19 protein-coding genes are annotated in these 16,613 nt (G+C 33.6%); 15 read left to right on the top strand and 4 right to left on the bottom strand.

Annotated elements, in window-relative coordinates:
- Nucleotides 1-155: 155 nt before the first annotated feature.
- Nucleotides 156-1,535: a glucosaminidase domain-containing protein gene (locus H8911_RS09595; protein WP_186999491.1), complete on the bottom strand. Its 1,380-nt coding sequence runs from the start codon at nucleotides 1,533-1,535 to the stop codon at nucleotides 156-158.
- Between the two features lie 164 nt (nucleotides 1,536-1,699).
- Here H8911_RS09595 and prfA point away from each other — a divergent pair, with 164 nt between their 5' ends.
- From prfA to H8911_RS12950, 7 genes are all read left to right on the top strand, one after another.
- A complete protein-coding gene (gene prfA, locus H8911_RS09590) occupies nucleotides 1,700-2,776 on the top strand; it encodes a peptide chain release factor 1 (protein WP_117926507.1) in 1,077 nt (358 codons plus the stop codon).
- Nucleotides 2,776-3,624 (top strand): peptide chain release factor N(5)-glutamine methyltransferase, encoded by an 849-nt coding sequence (prmC, locus tag H8911_RS09585; protein WP_186999490.1) that lies wholly within the window; start codon nucleotides 2,776-2,778, stop codon nucleotides 3,622-3,624. The genes prfA and prmC overlap by 1 nt, the downstream gene beginning before the upstream one ends.
- Nucleotides 3,625-3,721: 97 nt before the next feature.
- The gene (locus H8911_RS09580) at nucleotides 3,722-4,291 is read left to right on the top strand and encodes a ferritin family protein (RefSeq protein WP_003866202.1); all 570 of its coding nucleotides are present in this window, start codon (nucleotides 3,722-3,724) and stop codon (nucleotides 4,289-4,291) included.
- A gap of 95 nt (nucleotides 4,292-4,386) precedes the next feature.
- Nucleotides 4,387-5,253: a methionyl aminopeptidase gene (locus H8911_RS09575; RefSeq protein WP_117926505.1), complete on the top strand. Its 867-nt coding sequence runs from the start codon at nucleotides 4,387-4,389 to the stop codon at nucleotides 5,251-5,253.
- 48 nt (nucleotides 5,254-5,301) lie between these two features.
- Complete coding sequence (locus tag H8911_RS09570; protein ID WP_255466349.1) at nucleotides 5,302-6,639, top strand: MATE family efflux transporter; 1,338 nt, start codon at nucleotides 5,302-5,304, stop codon at nucleotides 6,637-6,639.
- A gap of 173 nt (nucleotides 6,640-6,812) precedes the next feature.
- The gene (locus H8911_RS12525) at nucleotides 6,813-6,986 is read left to right on the top strand and encodes a type II toxin-antitoxin system HicB family antitoxin (RefSeq protein WP_222621007.1); all 174 of its coding nucleotides are present in this window, start codon (nucleotides 6,813-6,815) and stop codon (nucleotides 6,984-6,986) included.
- Complete coding sequence (locus H8911_RS12950; RefSeq protein WP_353939411.1) at nucleotides 6,973-7,146, top strand: toxin-antitoxin system HicB family antitoxin; 174 nt, start codon at nucleotides 6,973-6,975, stop codon at nucleotides 7,144-7,146. The genes H8911_RS12525 and H8911_RS12950 overlap by 14 nt, the downstream gene beginning before the upstream one ends.
- A gap of 9 nt (nucleotides 7,147-7,155) precedes the next feature.
- Here the strand turns inward: H8911_RS12950 and H8911_RS09560 are convergent, their stop codons facing one another.
- Complete coding sequence (locus H8911_RS09560) at nucleotides 7,156-7,824, bottom strand: LiaF transmembrane domain-containing protein (protein ID WP_186999489.1); 669 nt, start codon at nucleotides 7,822-7,824, stop codon at nucleotides 7,156-7,158.
- Complete coding sequence (locus H8911_RS09555) at nucleotides 7,821-8,255, bottom strand: LytTR family DNA-binding domain-containing protein (RefSeq protein WP_186999488.1); 435 nt, start codon at nucleotides 8,253-8,255, stop codon at nucleotides 7,821-7,823. The genes H8911_RS09560 and H8911_RS09555 overlap by 4 nt, the downstream gene beginning before the upstream one ends.
- A 359-nt stretch (nucleotides 8,256-8,614) precedes the next feature.
- Between H8911_RS09555 and H8911_RS09550 the strand changes: the two genes are divergently transcribed.
- From H8911_RS09550 to H8911_RS09520, 7 genes are all read left to right on the top strand, one after another.
- Nucleotides 8,615-9,964, top strand: coding sequence for an ATP-binding protein (locus tag H8911_RS09550; protein ID WP_186999487.1), 1,350 nt, complete (start codon nucleotides 8,615-8,617; stop codon nucleotides 9,962-9,964).
- A 52-nt stretch (nucleotides 9,965-10,016) separates the two neighbouring features.
- Nucleotides 10,017-12,164, top strand: a complete 2,148-nt coding sequence (locus H8911_RS09545) for a Tex family protein (protein ID WP_186999486.1) — start codon at nucleotides 10,017-10,019, stop codon at nucleotides 12,162-12,164.
- Nucleotides 12,165-12,247: 83 nt separating this feature from the next.
- Nucleotides 12,248-12,598, top strand: a complete 351-nt coding sequence (locus H8911_RS09540; protein WP_186999485.1) for a hypothetical protein — start codon at nucleotides 12,248-12,250, stop codon at nucleotides 12,596-12,598.
- Nucleotides 12,599-12,692: 94 nt separating this feature from the next.
- Nucleotides 12,693-13,094: an IS200/IS605 family transposase gene (gene tnpA / locus H8911_RS09535; RefSeq protein WP_186999484.1), complete on the top strand. Its 402-nt coding sequence runs from the start codon at nucleotides 12,693-12,695 to the stop codon at nucleotides 13,092-13,094.
- Between the two features lie 23 nt (nucleotides 13,095-13,117).
- Nucleotides 13,118-14,212 (top strand): IS200/IS605 family element RNA-guided endonuclease TnpB, encoded by a 1,095-nt coding sequence (gene tnpB, locus H8911_RS09530; protein WP_186999483.1) that lies wholly within the window; start codon nucleotides 13,118-13,120, stop codon nucleotides 14,210-14,212.
- A gap of 94 nt (nucleotides 14,213-14,306) precedes the next feature.
- Nucleotides 14,307-14,537 carry an AEC family transporter gene (locus tag H8911_RS09525; RefSeq protein WP_186999482.1) on the top strand — a complete coding sequence of 77 codons (231 nt, stop codon included), beginning with the start codon at nucleotides 14,307-14,309 and terminating at the stop codon, nucleotides 14,535-14,537.
- 94 nt (nucleotides 14,538-14,631) lie between these two features.
- Complete coding sequence (locus tag H8911_RS09520) at nucleotides 14,632-14,940, top strand: hypothetical protein (protein WP_118012629.1); 309 nt, start codon at nucleotides 14,632-14,634, stop codon at nucleotides 14,938-14,940.
- A 20-nt stretch (nucleotides 14,941-14,960) separates the two neighbouring features.
- On the opposite strand, the gene H8911_RS09515 is transcribed toward H8911_RS09520, so the two are convergent.
- Nucleotides 14,961-15,743 carry a Cof-type HAD-IIB family hydrolase gene (locus H8911_RS09515; RefSeq protein WP_117926030.1) on the bottom strand — a complete coding sequence of 261 codons (783 nt, stop codon included), beginning with the start codon at nucleotides 15,741-15,743 and terminating at the stop codon, nucleotides 14,961-14,963.
- Nucleotides 15,744-15,807: 64 nt separating this feature from the next.
- Here H8911_RS09515 and H8911_RS09510 point away from each other — a divergent pair, with 64 nt between their 5' ends.
- The gene (locus H8911_RS09510; protein ID WP_186999481.1) at nucleotides 15,808-16,470 is read left to right on the top strand and encodes a cytidylate kinase-like family protein; all 663 of its coding nucleotides are present in this window, start codon (nucleotides 15,808-15,810) and stop codon (nucleotides 16,468-16,470) included.
- Nucleotides 16,471-16,613: the final 143 nt, after the last annotated feature.

The raw sequence follows: 16,613 nt of genomic DNA, 5'->3' as shown, positions 1-16,613 counted from the left end.
TACTAAAATTATGACAACATGGGATGATATTCTATAAGTGCCTTAAAGATAAGGCAATGAATATAGAAATAAACCAATATTCATATCTCTCTCCTAAAAAAATAATAATAAACAAAAAGGAACCATTCTAGACGCCAACACTAGAATGGTTTCTTTTATTTGAAATCCGATTTCTTGATATATGCATAGCTATTCTTATATTTAGCATTTATATTCAAATGATTATCTTTAACAGGTGCTTCACTTGATATTTTATAGTACCCATACTTATCTTTTAATATATGAATCGATACAATACTTCCTTTTTTATGAGTATAAATAACATCTTTTTTGTTTGGTGCATATACCTTTAAGTCCTTAGATAGTTGTATTGTTTTGATTGGATTCTTTTTTTGGTCAATACCATCTTCATCCAATTGATAATAGAAACTAGCCGCTTTTTCTCCCCAGTACGGATCAGAAGCATAGTTCACGTTGATGCCACTTGCCTTATCCCCAAACCACGAACCGTAATATCTTGAATCTTCAGGATTTAGATAACCTTGCTGCAAGAAATTGTAGGCATGTTGTTTTACACAATCTGCTATTGATTTGTATTGATTTGCGTTATCTGGATTTTCATCAATGGCTGCATGACCGAATAAATTATGATATTCAAGCGCATACTGACTAAGTCCTAGACCACTCTCATTTAGGGCAAGCGCATACATCATAGATGCGTTGATTGTGTATTTAGCTTGTATATTAAAAAATACATCGGCTTGATTATAGAGTGCGGATTCATCGTTGACATACGTATTATAAACCGCATGATTCAAATACGACGTGGTTCTGTGTGGAACATATTGATAATAGTTATAGTATGGATTTTTATTGACCTTTTTATCATCAACTAAGTTTTTATAGCTCGTATAAAAATAGTGACCATCATATGAATAATAGGCAGTACCTTCTTTTAAAAATTTTGGGGCAGGACCAATCGCAATAGAATTCGCATTTCCTTGAACAAGATCTGTAGAAATCGTATGAATGAGGGAACCGTTATAAACATAATATGTGGATAAAGTATAAGAATCGTCATATAAGTACAATTCAACATTGTTGATGTCTGCCCATGCTTGTATGCCGCTTATTTTAAAGTGAACCTTCTTTCCGTTAAAGCTGGTTCCTAAATATTGAGCATCTGCACCATAACTTCCATTCACATATCCAGTTTCACCTGTATCTGTTGTGTATTCTGTATTTTCAGTTATGTCTTTCGTCTTTAAATTAACAATGCCAGATTGAAGTCGTAAAATTTTTCCGTTTTCATCTTTTATGCACGCATACTTAGAATCGATTGTATCCATCTTAAAAGATGCGAAGATGTAATGCTTATAGGAAGCTTGTACTTCACTTGTATTTAAATCTTCTACGTAGTATTGTCCGTCTTCAGTGATTTTTAAAATGGTGAAGGGAATAACTATAAATACGAAAATGAGTAAAGTAAGAATAAACACAACTGGTATTTTTTTAACTTTTCTTTTCTGTTTCATACTCATATTATACTCTTATTTTCAAAAATTGCGTAATAGGACAATTTCCATCGACAATACTTGTTCTTTATATTAAAATAGATGGGGTATATCGCTAAAATAAAGCGTTTTTTAAGTGGTAAAACACTCAAGATATAAAAATTATAGAGAAAGGATGTATATTTATGGCAAAAATGGATGAGCGTTTAGAAAAAATGGCTGAGCGTTATTGTGAAATCAATGATTTGATGATGCAAAGTGATGTTGTATCAGATCGTAAGACAATGGCAAAATTGGGGCGTGAACAAAATGAGTTGACACCTATTGTAGAAACATACGAAGAATATAAAAAAGCAGTTGATGAATTAGAAGAGGCAAAAGTTCTTTCAAAAGAGGAAGATAAAGAAATTCGTGAAATGGCACAAATGGAATTGGAAGAATTAGAACCAAAAATCCAAAATTATTTAGACCGTTTAGAATTGCTTTTAGTACCAAAAGATCCTAACGATTCTCATAATGCGATTTTAGAAATTCGTGGAGCAGCTGGTGGAGACGAAGGAAATATCTTTGCCGGAGACTTATTTAGAATGTATTCAAAATATGCAGAGGCAAAAGGTTGGAGAACAGAAGTCATTGAAATGGAAGATAGTGAAGCTGGAGGATTCTCATTGGTTTCATTTAAAGTCAATGGAGAAGGGGCTTATGGAACTTTAAAATTTGAATCTGGTTCTCACCGTGTGCAACGTGTGCCAAAGACAGAATCACAAGGTCGTATTCATACTTCTACTGCAACAGTATTGTGTATGCCAGAAGTAGAGGCAGAAGACTTTGATATTGATATGAACGACTTGGAAATTGAAACAATGCGTTCAAGTGGAGCTGGAGGACAGCACGTTAATAAAACCGATTCAGCTGTACGTATCGTTCACAAACCAACAGGTATTGTAGTTAAGTGTCAGGATGGTCGTAGTCAACATGAAAACCGTGCAACAGCTTTAATGACAATTCGTGCTCGTGTATATGAAGAAAGACAACGTGAATTGGATCAAAAGAACGACAAAGAACGTCGTACAAAGATTGGTACTGGAGATCGTGCAGAAAAGATCCGTACATATAACTATCCTCAAAACCGTGTGACAGATCACCGTATTGGATATACAGTCAATCAGTTAGACCGTATTATGGATGGTCGTTTAGATGATTTAATGGCTGCATTACAGCTTGCAGATCAACAGGCAAAAATTGCTGGAGAAAAAGAATAATGAGTACATATCATTCATTGATCAATGAAGGTAAAGAACGTCTTTATAAGGCTGGTCAAGGTGAACAGGCAGCTCAACTTTTCATGGTAGAGTTATGTCGTCAAAAAAATGTAAATCTATATATTTCTATGGATGAAGAGGCGGATGAACAAATTCAAACGGATTATTTAGAAGGAATTCATTTAATGGAAAATGGAGAACCATTAGGCTATGTATTAGGGTATGAATGTTTCTATGGCTATGACTTTATTGTGAATGAAGATGTTTTAATTCCTAGACCTGAAACAGAAGAACTTGTAGGACTTGTATTATCTAAGTTTGATGATTATTTTGCCGATAAAGATCATGTCAATGTATTTGATGTGGCAACAGGATCAGGTGCAATTGGTATCACTTTAAATCTAGAAGAACCTAGAATGGATGTGATCGCATCGGATATTTCAAAAGAAGCTTTAGTGGTTGCACAAAAGAATAATGAAAAGTTGGATGCTCATGTAAACTTTATTTGTGGAAGCATGTTAGATCCATTTGTAGATCGTGATTTACATTGCGATATTCTAGTTTGCAATCCACCATATATTCCAAGTGAAGAGAAGATGGAACAAAGCGTTGTGGACTATGAACCACACGTAGCTCTATTTGGTGGAGAAGACGGATTAAAATTCTATCGTGATGTATTTGAAAAAGCACATTTAGTATTGAATGAAAAAGCCTTCCTTGCCTTTGAAATGGGATGGGATCAAGGTGAATCTTTATCGAATCTAGCTCGTGAATATTTTGAATCTGCAACGATTACTGTACATAAAGATATGTCAGGAAAAGATCGTATGTTGACGATTGAATTATAATTTAAAAATTGATGAGCAATACATTTGAAATATTGAAATGAATATGCGATATTATATACATAAAAGGAAATAGTATATTTCAAGAGGAGGATTATTTATGAAATATAGATGCTTAATTTGTGGACACATTTATGACGAGGAAAAAGAAGGCGTAAAATTCGCGGATCTTCCTGCAGATTGGAAATGTCCAACTTGTAAACAACCAAAAGAAAAATTTGTTCCAGTAGAAGACGAAATGACTTGGGCTGCTGAACACGTGGTAGGAGTCGCAAAAGATGTTGATGAAGACATTAAAAACGATTTACGTGCTAACTTCGAAGGTGAATGCTCAGAAGTAGGTATGTACTTGGCAATGGCTAGAGTTGCTCACAGAGAAGGATATCCAGAAGTTGGATTGTATTATGAAAAGGCAGCTTGGGAAGAAGCAGAACATGCTGCAAAATTTGCTGAATTATTAGGCGAAGTTGTTACAGATTCAACTAAGAGAAATCTTGAAATGCGTGTAGAAGCTGAAAATGGTGCGACTGCAGGTAAAGTTGATTTAGCTACTCGTGCTAAAAAGGCAAACTTAGATGCAATTCATGATACAGTACACGAAATGGCTCGTGATGAAGCTCGTCATGGTAAGGCATTTGCTGGATTATTAAAACGTTATTTTGGTGAATAATGCATTTAGAAGCTTCTGAATCAATCGGAAGCTTTTTTTCTTGTTTTCGTGTATAATAAGTTGTGTCTAACGAATATATAGAAAGAAGGATCAAGATGATTGGTAAGAATAGTCCATGTTGGTGTGGTTCTGGTAAAAAATATAAACATTGTCATGAAGAATGGGACAATACAATTAATGTATTAAAACTACAAGGAAAAATTGTTCCTAGTCATAATTTAATCAAGTCGGAAGAAGATATTAAATGGATCAAGAAAGCGGCTAAAATCAATAATGCAGTTCTTGATTTAGTTGGAGAAAAAATCTGTGCAGGTATGACGACAGAAGATATTGATAAATTAGTATATGATTATACAACAAGTCATGGTGGGATTCCTGCATGTCTAGGTTATGAAGGGTTCCCTAAGAGTGTTTGCACATCTATTAATAATGAAATTTGTCATGGTATTCCAAGCGAAAAAGTCGTATTAAAAGATGGCGATATTATAAATGTAGACTGTACTACCATTGTACATAAACACTTTGCGGATGCATCTAGAATGTTCTGTATTGGTCATGTAAGTGAAGAGGCAAAACGCTTAGTTGAAGTGACTAAAGAATGCTTAGAAATTGGTAAAGAAGCCGTACGTCCTTGGGGATACATTGGAGATATTGGTGCTGCTATTCAAGAACATGCACACAAAAATGGTTACAGTGTTGTTGTTGATTTTTGTGGACACGGTGTTGGTAATGCTTTCCATGAAGATCCATATGTACATCATGTAGGAATTCGTAATACAGGTATGGTTATTGCACCAGGTATGGTCTTCACTATTGAGCCTATGATCAATCAAGGAACGCGTGATTTATACATTGATAAAGATAATGGATGGACATCTTACACAAAAGATGGAAAGTTATCGGCACAATGGGAAAACACAATTCTAGTTACAGAAAAAGGAATTGAAGTATTAGCTTGGTAAGAAGTCAATAAAATGACTTCTTTTTTGATGAGGTTTAAAAAAGGGAATATGCAAAAGAGTATGATTGAGGGGAATACTTTAAAACTCATTTTGAATTTTAGTATTCCATTATTATTAGGAAATTTATTTCAACAATTTTATAACGTTGTTGATGCGGCTATTGTTGGGCAAACACTAGGGTCTTATGCATTGGCAGCCGTAGGCGCAAGCAGTAGTGTGCAGTTTTTGATTCTAGGATTTTGTATGGGAATATGCCAAGGCTTTTCGATTATGGTTTCGCAAAGTTTCGGCGCAAAAAGACTCGATGAAATGCATACTTATATTTATGCAGGAGCTGCATGGACAGCCATTACAGCTTTTGTGGTATCCATCTTAGTCGTTGTATTTTGTGCAGACATTCTTCACATTTTACAAGTCAATGATGAAATCTTTAAAGATGCCTATGCCTATTTAGTTGTCATATTTGCAGGGATACCATTTACATTACTCTATAATTATTTATCGGCTATATTAAGAGCTATTGGAGATTCAAAAACACCCTTTTTCTTTTTAGCTTTTTCCGCTGTTTTAAATATTGGCCTTGATTTTTTCTGCATTCTTGTTTTGAAATGGGGATGTGCAGGAGCTGCCATCGCAACCATTTTTGCGCAAGCCGTAAGTGGCATTTTGTGTTTCTTATTAATTGCGTTTAAGGTCAATGTTTTACATATACCTAAATCAAGTCGTTATGTGGATAAGCAACATTCTCTAAAACTACTTGCCATGGGCGTTCCTATGGGTTTACAGTTTTCGATTACAGCCATAGGTTCTATGGTCATGCAGTCGGCTAACAATGCTTTGGGAACCATTTATGTTTCTGGTTTTACGGCAGGTATGCGCATTAAATCGTTGATGATGTGTCCATTTGATGCATTAGGTGCAGCTGTTTCTACATTCCTTTCCCAAAACTATGGAGCTTGCAAGTTAGAACGAATCCATGATGGATATCATAAAGGTGTAATGGTGAGTATTTTATATGGTGCATTCGCCTGTGTCGTAATGGTTTTCTTTGGAAGAATTTTAAGCATGATGTTTGTGAGCGCCAATGAATCACAAGTGTTAGATGCGAGTGCGTTATATTTAAGAAGAATGGGCTATTTCTATCCTGTACTAGGAATTTTGATCACAACAAGAATGTCCGTTCAAGGCCTTGGCTATTCTGCTCGAGCTATGCTTGCAGGCTTTGTAGAAATGATTGCACGCTGCATTGTGGCATTATGTTTTGTGCCAGTTTTTAAATATAATGCGATCACATGGGCCGATCAAGCAGCATGGGTTGCAGCTACACTGGTATTGATTCCATTGTGGATCAGTGCAATGCGTATGGTTCAAAAGAAAATGTGTTGAATTAGAAGTTTCACGACTTCTTTTTTTTTGACTTTTAATATCTTTTTCATATACATCTAAGGTAGAGATCATTAAAAATATGATTGACACCAAATACCAGGTGAAAAGATATCTTCTTGGGATAAGTTGTTAAATTGGATCATGATATTCATTTTGAAGATATAGTTAAAGTAATGAAAGAATATGGATATGAGATCAAACAACCTAAAGGTGGTTCGAGTCGTTGCTCATTTGTAAAACCTGGATGTATGACATGTTCAGATTCATTAGATGACTTATTAGAACTTGCCAAAGACGCAAAAGAAACATGGAATTTAGGAAGATGGGAAAGAGATTTCGCTTCCTAGTGATCTACAATCGTATTCAGGACAACTTAAATTAAGAATACCCAAAAGGATTCATAGATTCTTATCCATGCATGCCAAAGAAGAAGGCATTAGTATGAATCAATATTGTTTGTATCTTCTCGCAAAAAATGATGCGGAATATAAAAAAGAAAGACATTAATTGCCTTTCTTAGATATAATGAATTTCAATTCCACCAAAATGAACACGCCCTGTGATATTTAATGTAGGATAGCCACTAGATGATGGCTGTCCTTTTTCATCAACTCCACCAAAGAAGGCACGAACACGACTTTGTACACTCCATTCTTTAGGTACATAGAGTTCAATACCTGTAAAATTTCCATCCACTTCAATGGTAGCTTGATTTTGAATGGTAGCCTGATCAAAATAGAGTTTCAATCCTGAAAATTTAGAGTCAATGGTCACATATTGTAAATCATTGGTTTGAATATATTGAACTTTTTCGCCAAAACTAGAAGTAATATTGATGATAGAATTTGTTGAATATTCAATATCTTCTATTTCAATATGTCTTTTTTTTGGATGAATAATGCTTGTAAGTCCCCAAGCTAATAGCCAAGTAGCTAATAATAGAAGCCATAAAGAAATATCTTCAAAGCCTAGATCTTCTTTGAATAAATAGAAAATAATCGCAATCCCAAATAAGGGGCTGTAGAAGCTTCTTTCTTTGATTCCGTCGATAATAACGGATAGACAGATAAGAGTTCCAATGATTTTCCATAGACTGAATGTAAATGGTAGAAAACCAAATAAGTTTCCAAAAATTAATATGGCACCTAGAATACAAATTATGCCCCAAAACCAATTTCTTTTCATAAATGATTCCTTCTTTCTTTTAATACTTTGTAGTACATTCTTGATACATAGACTTGTTTATGACTATTTTGAAAAGTAATGAGATGACTCGATACGGAATGAGACAGAGAGTAAATTCTCTGTATATTCACAATTGTAGATTTAGAGATTCTTAAAAAGAAATTTGGTAATATATTTTCTAATTCATACAACTTCTGTGTTGTAGAAAACATATCGCTGACAGTATGCGCATAGACTGTTCCATTATCACTCTCAAAGAATAAGATCGCATCTAAATCTAGATAATACTCCGTATCTTGTTTAAAGAATTGTATACTCGGCTTTGATTTAAAATTTGAAATCAATTGTTTCAATTCCTCAGTATATTCTTTTGTACGTATGACAATTTCATCTTCTTTTAGTGAATCATCAATTTCTAGTCTTACTTTCATGGCTTTATTATTCCACAAGGAATTTTAAAAGTATAGTCTTGAAAAGTAAGTGGTAAAAATAGAAGGCTAAGTGGTCAAAAAAAAGAAGTGAAAATTCACTTCTTTAGTGGGCTGTATAATGGTGCCTATATATAGCTCCTTCATCAATTTTGTATATTAATCGTTCTTTATCATTTATTCTGCAACTTCAAAATCCTTTAAAGGATGAGACATCAGATATTATTATATTTATTTCTAAAATATTGAAATAATGTCGTTTTATATTAAATAAAATATTGAAATAATGACGTTTTAGACGGAATAAAATATTGAAATAATGACGTTTTTCTGTTAATGTGATATTGAAATAATGTTGTTTCATGACTGGAGGATATATGTTTAAGCGGAAAGTATATAATGAATTGTTGGAATGGAAAGAAAAATATGCAGATCGGTCAGCTTGTTTATTAGAGGGAGCTAGGCGTGTAGGTAAGAGCACAATTGCTTTGGAATTTGCAAAAAATGAATATGAAAGTTTTATATTTATAGATTTTTCTAATATATCTACAGAATTGTTAGAAGTATTCAATGATATTTCGGATTTGGATATATTCTTCTTGCGATTACAAACAGTGACAGGTATTAATTTGATAGTATCTAAATCTGCCATTATTTTTGACGAAGTACAATTTTTTCCAAAGGCTAGACAAGCTATTAAACATCTAGTAAAAGATGCAAGGTATCATTATATTGAGACGGGGTCACTGATATCAATTAAGAAAAATGTACAAGATATATTAATTCCTTCTGAAGAACATAAAATTAATGTGTTTCCGATGGATTATGAGGAATTTAATTGGGCATTGGAAAAAAGTACGGATAGTATAAGAACTTTAGTTGAAAAGAATGTTGCTATAGGTGATATGACAAACCGTAAGTTAATGCGCGATTTTCGTATTTATATGGCTGTTGGGGGGATGCCTCAAGTCGTTTCTACTTACCTACAAACGAATAATCTTGATGCAGTAGATAAAGAAAAATTAGATATTATTTCTTTATATGAAGATGATTTAAAAAAAATAGATCCTTCTGGTAGATTATCTGATATTTATGCATCAATACCTAGTCAATTAGCATTGAAGAGAAATAGATTTAAAATATCAGAAGCAACTAAAAGCCGAAGACAAATTAAAGATGAGGAACGTTTATTTGATTTAATTGATTCCAAAATAGTTTTGCCATGTTACAATGTTGCACAACCTAGTATTGCTTTAGCACAAACAAGAGATCCAGAAACTTTTAAATTGTATATTTCTGATATTGGATTGTTTACAACGATGATATTTGATGGTGGGAAAGGATTATCTTCAGATATTTATAAAAAATTGTTGAGTGATAAGTTATCAGCCGATTTAGGCTATATGTATGAGAATGCAATCGCACAAATCATTGTAAATAGTGGCAATAATTTATACTATCATTCATGGAGAAAAGAGAATAGTACTCATAGTAATGAAATTGATTTTTTAATACGTTCAAAAAATAAAATCATTCCAATTGAAGTAAAATCATCTGCAACAAAGAGTCATATTTCAATGGATGAATTCTGCAAGAAATATTCGCATGAAGTAGGACGAAGATTCTTGTTTTCACAGAAAGATTTTTCGAAAGATGGGATGTTGGAGTTAAAGCCTATTTACGCAGTTCCATTTTTGATAGAAAATCTTTAAATAATGTATTTCAATCTTTGGTATAATAATAGAGTTGAAATGAGGTTTTACTATGGATGAAAATATAATTTCCTTAATTGCGAAAGAGCTGAATATTGCGATTTCTCAAGTTAAGAATACATTGGAATTATTAGAAGAAGGAGCTACAGTTCCTTTTATTGCACGTTATCGTAAAGAGCGTACAAAAGGTTTGGACGAAGAACAAATTCGTGTCATTCAAGAAAATTATGCGTATCAAGTGAATTTAGCTAAGCGTAAGGAAGAAGTCTTAGCTCGTATTGAAACATTAGGGAAATTGGATGATGAAATTATAAAGAATGTCAACGCATGTACAAAATTATCACAGGTAGAAGATATTTATCGTCCTTACAAACAAAAGAAAAAGACGCGTGCAAGTGTTGCGATTGCCAATGGTCTACAGCCACTAGCCGATACTTTTATGTCTTTTCCTCGTTATTTTAAAGAAACAGAATTAGATGCCTACATTAATGAAAACGTAAAAGATCGTGAAGCTGCTATTCAAGGTGCATGCGATATCATTGCCGAAAAAGTGAGTGATGATGTGGATGTGCGCAATAAAATATTGGATTCAATGACAAATTTTGGTCGTATTGTTGCAAGCGAAAAGAAAGATCATGAAGATGATCATAAAGTCTATAAGATGTATTATGACTATTCAGAAAGAGTGAATACATTAGCACCGCATCGAGTTATGGCTATTGATCGTGGTGAAAAAGAAAAAGTATTAAATGTTTCGATTTCCTTTAACGAAGAATATATCGAAAATTGGGTATGTCGAAGATTTATTCGCTTTACTAACAGTGGTACAAGTGAGTATGTTCGTGCTGCCATTTTAGATGGCTTAAAAAGACTTGCCTATCCTTCCATTGAAAGAATGGTTCGTTCAGCTTTAAGTGAAAAGGCACATGAATCAAGTATTGATGTATTCTCTATGAACTTAGAAAAACTTTTACTTCAACCACCCATGAAAGATAAAGTGATTCTAGGCTTTGATCCTGCCTTTAGAACTGGATGTAAATTGGCTGTTATTGATGCATCGGGTAAAAAATTAACTGTCGATGTGATTTATCCACATCAGCCAAATGCGAAAGTAAGAGAGTCTGAACAAAAATTAGTTCAATTATGTAAAGAATATCATGTGAATTTAATTGCGATTGGCAATGGTACGGCAAGTCGAGAAAGTGAAGCTTTCGTTGCGAATACAATCAAAAAATTTAATTTACCAGTATCTTATACCATTGTTTCTGAAGCAGGTGCTAGCGTATATAGTGCTTCTAAATTAGCTATTGAAGAATTCCCAGACTTACATGTTGAGCAAAGAAGTGCCATTTCTATTGCGCGAAGATTGATGGATCCACTTTCAGAACTAATCAAGATTGACCCTCAATCGATTGGTGTTGGTCAATATCAACATGATTTGCCAACCGCAAGATTAAAAGAACGTTTGGATTTCGTAGTTGAAAAAGCGGTTAACCGCGTGGGTGTAAATATCAATACAGCCAGTGTTTCTTTACTTAAAAATGTTGCGGGATTAAATAATGCGAGCGCATCAAGTATTGTGTCATATCGTGAAGAGAATGGAAAAATTGAATCGCGTACACAAATTAAAAAGATCCCTAAGATTGGTCCAAAAGCCTTTGAACAAGCAGCTGGATTCTTGCGTATTGAAGATGGAAAAGAACCATTGGATCGTACAAGCATTCACCCTGAATCGTATAAGGCAACGAAAGTATTGTTGAAGGAATTAGGTCTGGATACTTCGGATTTGGGAACACAAAAGGCAAAAGACGTGATTTCTAATTGTGATACAAAACAATTGATGCAAGACACAGGATTAGATAGTTATACATTGAAGGATATCTTAGATGCGATTTGTATGCCACTTAGAGATTATCGAGATAAATATGATGCGCCATTACTAAGAAAAGATGTATTGGAAATCGAAGACTTACATATTAATGATAAGCTAGAAGGTACAGTACGTAATGTTGTTGACTTTGGTGCCTTTGTCGATATTGGACTACACGAAGATGGTTTAGTTCACGTTTCAAAGATGAGTACAAAACGAGTAAAACATCCAAGTGATGTTGTTTCTGTAGGAGATATTGTTACGGTATGGGTATACAATATTGATCAGGAGAAACAAAAGGTACAACTAACAATGGTCAATCCAAATTGACAATCAACAAACCGAGGTTTATTATCGTTACTAAAGTAGGACAACTCTTTGTTGTCCTTTTAATTTAAGGGAAGAGGATTATTATGAATATCACAACCATTATTACACAAATGACTATTTTATTATTGATTATGATTGTTGGTTTTGTGGGAGCTAAAAAGAACATCTTTAATGATGAAGTAAATGTATATGAATCAAATATCTTGTTAAAAATCGGGATTCCAGGCTTGATTATTAGTTCGGTTAAAAATGGATCTCCATTTACAGGACATGAATTATTCAATGTACTTATTATTTTTTCAATTTTCACAATCTTTACAGGGATTGTCTCTAAAGTTATTGTAGAAGTTTTACACATTCAAGAAAATAAAGCCCTTTGGCAATTTATAAAGCAATCTAAGAACACTCGTGACTTTAGTTATGAGATGAATTAGATGCGCAGATGTTAGATAAATAATTTAAAAATAAATGATAAATATAGTGCTTTAAATATATACAGATGTTATAATATTGATGAGAAAAAAACGTATGGAAGTTGTTAAAGGAAGAGGCTATGTCTATTCCATACAGTATCATATTGTATGGTGTGTAAAGTATCGTCGTGATGTCTTGAATGGACAGGTCGCAATAAAATTAAAAGAGCTGCTGACTCAGATTTCAAAGGATAATGATTTTCAAATATTAGAAATGAATATGGATGAGGATCATATCCATATGCTGATCAATTGTACGCCGCAGCACTACATTCCAAATATTATAAAAGCTATGAAGGGTGTATCGGCCAGACTCTTGATGAAAGAGTTTGGGGATGATCTAAGATCCAAGTTATGGGGTGGACATCTATGGAATCCTTCTTATTTTGTAGCTACAGTTTCTGAAAATACAGAAGAACAGATTATAGAGTATATAAGAAGTCAAAAAAGAAAATAGCGAATCAATAAGGAGAAATCATCATGGAAAAGGCATTCAAGTATCGTATGTATCCAAATAGAGAACAAAGAATATTGCTGGCCAAGACTTTTGGCTGCACTCGTTTTGTATATAATCATTATCTGGCAAAACGTAGGGATGCCTATGAAAAAGATGGAATCACATTAAGTTATTCGGCATGTGCTAAGGATCTGGTTTCTTTAAAGAAAGAATATGAATGGCTTAAGGAAGTGGATTCTGTGGCTCTGCAGTCAAGCGTAAAGAATCTGGATACGGCTTATATAAATTTCTTTCGAAAAAAGGCGGAATATCCTAGATTCAAATCGAAGAAGACACATCGTTATTCGTATACAACAAAATATACGAATGGAAATATTGAACTGTATGAAAATAAGGTCAAGCTTCCTAAGATTGGTCTTGTGAAGATAAAGAAAACACGAGTACCTAAAGGAAGACTATTGAGTGCAACGGTATCACAAGTACCAAGTGGAAAGTATTACGTTTCATTATGTTATACGGATGTAGAAGAAGTCTTGTTTCCACTAACATATAATGAAACAGGTATAGATCTAGGTATCAAGGATTTTATCATATTGAGTAATGGAGAAAAGGTAGAGAATCCAAAATATCTGAAGAAGTCGATTGAGAAACTGAAAAAGTTACAGAAGCAGCAGTCACGAAAAACAAAGGACGGACGCAACTGGATCAAAAACAGAATCAAAATTGCAAGACTTCATGAAAAGATAGCGAATCAAAGAATGGATTTTATCAACAAACTATCTACTAGAATCATTAGAGAATATGACATTATCTGCATCGAAGACTTAAAAGTAGAGAACATGCTTAAAAACCACAATCTAGCCCAGTCTATATCGGATGTATCCTGGTCAAAGTTTACCACACAGCTAGAATATAAAGCCGAGTGGTATGGAAAGGTGATCAAGAAAGTAGATACATTCTATGCAAGCAGTCAGACCTGTCATTGTTGCGGATATAAGAATGAAGGAACAAAAGATTTAAAAGTAAGAGAATGGAAATGTCCAAAATGTCATGCAGAACATGATAGAGACATAAATGCATCCATCAATATATTGATGCAAGGCATATTAGCAAATTAAGTAAAAAACAAAAACAACCGCAGGAACTGCGGGGATAGCTTGGTAAGAAAGGTTTCGATAGAAACCTGTTTCCAAGAATCTCGTCACTTCAGTGATGAGAGGTTCAATACCTTTGTTTTATATGTTTTCTCTTTCTTTATTTCACATGGATCCATTGATTGAAAATACACTTATACTCATTATGTGTATGCCAGTGGCAAGTAATTCTAGTGTATATGCATTTATGTATGGAGAGGATGCAACGCTTGCTAGTAAAGCTATCTTCTTGACAAGTGTTTCGTGTGTGGTAACGATTCCAATTGTGTTTATTTTGCACAGTTTGTAAATAACATGACAAATGTAACTATAAATAAAGGCCATAGTTTGAGTTATTGATTAGAATGATGTATGATTAGGATATAAGAAAGGATGTCATGATTATGGAAAAATGGACTCAAGAACAGTATGCTGCTCGTTTACAGGAAATGAAACAAGAAGCTCATGATAAAATGTGGTTATACATCGAAGTGAATGCCAAAGAGTTTATGAATGAATGTGAACCAGGGGTAAAAAATTTAGCAAATTGCTGCAAAGCAATGTTAGATGCAATGTTAGAAGGAGATGGCTTTATTGTAGAGCCTAAGATTCGTACTAAGGTTGCTGGAACTTTAACAGTTCGTTACTATGTTGATAACTTACATCCAGGTCGTAGAAAATACGCAGATGTAATGAAGGAACAACAACAATAAAAAAAGAATCATTTCTGATTCTAAAATAGCTTTAAATATTTAAAAGCTTTGTATAAGCCGTCATTGTCAATTTTATCTGTGACATAGTCGGCTTTTTCTTTTACCTCTTTGACACCATTTCCCATCGCAACTGAAAGATCAGCATATTCTAACATTGGTAAATCATTTTCAGAATCACCCATCGCAACGGTTTCATATTCTTCTTCATAATAGTTTTTGACAAACTGAATAGCCGTAGCTTTATTGTATTCTGAATGTGTGATTTCTCCGCCTAAATGCATGAAGTTTGTGAATGTTAAATGTTTAGGGATTTGTCTTAATATTTCTTCTCTTTGTGAAAGTGAGTCAAAATGAATGCTGACTTTCATGACTTGATTGTAATCATCGTCGGTAATTGTTGAAATATCTGGAAAAGCCAAGAAACGATTTCCCATACGATTGTCTGTATTAAATTGGCGCATTCTTTCTCTGTTTTTCTCACTAGTAAATGTCATTTTGCTTCCCTCTAAAGAGAATCCTGAATCTTTGGCAATGTGCTGAATAAATTGAGTGTCTCTTTTTTTCAATGGTTTAAAAAGTACTTGTATATTATCAATTATAATTTCACTGCCAGCCCCGAAACAATAGCCATCTAAATTCATATCTAATAAAAATTGAGGGACTTCACAACGTGTTCTACCTGTGTTTATATAAATTTTATGCCCGTTTTTTCTTGCGAGTTCAATCGCTTCTAAAGCAGAACTAGGAATCTTTTCAAATGTCCATAGAGTTCCGTCTAAATCTAAAAAAATAATTTTTTTCATAACCTTCCTCCACTACACTATTCTATCATATTATTGTATGATATAAGAAAAAGAGGGAATTGGCATGGAAAAGAATGTGATTATAACGATATCGAGGCAGTTTGGGTCCAATGGAAGGGAGATTGCTCGTATATTAGCTGAATATTTAGATATTAGTTATTATAATAAAGAAATTTTGGAAAGAATTGCAGTAAATATGGGAGTCTGCGCTGACTTTTTTAAAGACCAGAATCAAGATGCGAATGGCTTATTTACAATAGAATCTAAAGGCCTTTTAGGACTTAGAAATATTACAGAATTAAGTGTGAATACACAAATCTATGATATGGCAAGTGATTTTATTCAAAAGATTTCCCAAAGAGAAGATGCTGTTATTGTAGGAAGATGTGCCGATTATATTTTAAAAGACAATCCGGATGTTATTTCTGTATTCTGTTACAGTGATGTAGAAGAACGTATTCAATGGTCGATTGACGAATATCAAGTGCCTGCCAAACAAGCCAAGAAAATTGTGCAGGAAAAAGATGCACAAAGATCTAGATTTTATGAATTCTATACCAATCAAAAATGGGGAAATCCACGTAACTATACATTGATGATCAATACATCGAAGATGAGTACAAAAGAAACTGTACAATTACTTGCTTCATTTTATGATGCAAAAAAAGGCATCCTCACATTTAAGAATGCCTTTGAAAATCAATATGAAAAAGATAATAAGTATTAAAAAAGTCGGAAACCCGACTTTTTCTGAATATATAAAACTGGATAGGGATAAATCAACCTTTAAAAGTCATAGGGATTTTAACTCTGAGAAAGAGATATCCTTTAAACACTTTTAGGGTGAACATTTCCTATCTTTTTGTTACA

The sequence above is a fragment of the Holdemanella hominis genome (genome assembly GCF_014306155.1).
In the GTDB taxonomy this organism is placed as follows: Bacteria; Bacillota_I; Bacilli_A; order Erysipelotrichales; family Erysipelotrichaceae; genus Holdemanella; species Holdemanella hominis.
The sequence above is the reverse complement of the archived record's forward strand: the minus strand, read 5'-3'. Positions and strand labels throughout refer to the sequence as shown.

What these genes read in the sequence shown, in the direction of transcription:
- H8911_RS09595 (WP_186999491.1), bottom strand. Translation starts at nt 1,535, where the DNA reads ATGAAACAGAAAAGAAAAGTTAAAAAAATACCAGTTGTGTTTATTCTT.
- prfA (WP_117926507.1), top strand. Translation starts at nt 1,700, where the DNA reads ATGGCAAAAATGGATGAGCGTTTAGAAAAAATGGCTGAGCGTTATTGT.
- prmC (WP_186999490.1), top strand. Translation starts at nt 2,776, where the DNA reads ATGAGTACATATCATTCATTGATCAATGAAGGTAAAGAACGTCTTTAT.
- H8911_RS09580 (WP_003866202.1), top strand. Translation starts at nt 3,722, where the DNA reads ATGAAATATAGATGCTTAATTTGTGGACACATTTATGACGAGGAAAAA.
- H8911_RS09575 (WP_117926505.1), top strand. Translation starts at nt 4,387, where the DNA reads ATGATTGGTAAGAATAGTCCATGTTGGTGTGGTTCTGGTAAAAAATAT.
- H8911_RS09570 (WP_255466349.1), top strand. Translation starts at nt 5,302, where the DNA reads ATGCAAAAGAGTATGATTGAGGGGAATACTTTAAAACTCATTTTGAAT.
- H8911_RS12525 (WP_222621007.1), top strand. Translation starts at nt 6,813, where the DNA reads ATGAAAGAATATGGATATGAGATCAAACAACCTAAAGGTGGTTCGAGT.
- H8911_RS09560 (WP_186999489.1), bottom strand. Translation starts at nt 7,824, where the DNA reads ATGAAAAGAAATTGGTTTTGGGGCATAATTTGTATTCTAGGTGCCATA.
- H8911_RS09555 (WP_186999488.1), bottom strand. Translation starts at nt 8,255, where the DNA reads ATGAAAGTAAGACTAGAAATTGATGATTCACTAAAAGAAGATGAAATT.
- H8911_RS09550 (WP_186999487.1), top strand. Translation starts at nt 8,615, where the DNA reads ATGACTGGAGGATATATGTTTAAGCGGAAAGTATATAATGAATTGTTG.
- H8911_RS09545 (WP_186999486.1), top strand. Translation starts at nt 10,017, where the DNA reads ATGGATGAAAATATAATTTCCTTAATTGCGAAAGAGCTGAATATTGCG.
- H8911_RS09540 (WP_186999485.1), top strand. Translation starts at nt 12,248, where the DNA reads ATGAATATCACAACCATTATTACACAAATGACTATTTTATTATTGATT.
- tnpA (WP_186999484.1), top strand. Translation starts at nt 12,693, where the DNA reads ATGGAAGTTGTTAAAGGAAGAGGCTATGTCTATTCCATACAGTATCAT.
- tnpB (WP_186999483.1), top strand. Translation starts at nt 13,118, where the DNA reads ATGGAAAAGGCATTCAAGTATCGTATGTATCCAAATAGAGAACAAAGA.
- H8911_RS09525 (WP_186999482.1), top strand. Translation starts at nt 14,307, where the DNA reads ATGAGAGGTTCAATACCTTTGTTTTATATGTTTTCTCTTTCTTTATTT.
- H8911_RS09520 (WP_118012629.1), top strand. Translation starts at nt 14,632, where the DNA reads ATGGAAAAATGGACTCAAGAACAGTATGCTGCTCGTTTACAGGAAATG.
- H8911_RS09515 (WP_117926030.1), bottom strand. Translation starts at nt 15,743, where the DNA reads ATGAAAAAAATTATTTTTTTAGATTTAGACGGAACTCTATGGACATTT.
- H8911_RS09510 (WP_186999481.1), top strand. Translation starts at nt 15,808, where the DNA reads ATGGAAAAGAATGTGATTATAACGATATCGAGGCAGTTTGGGTCCAAT.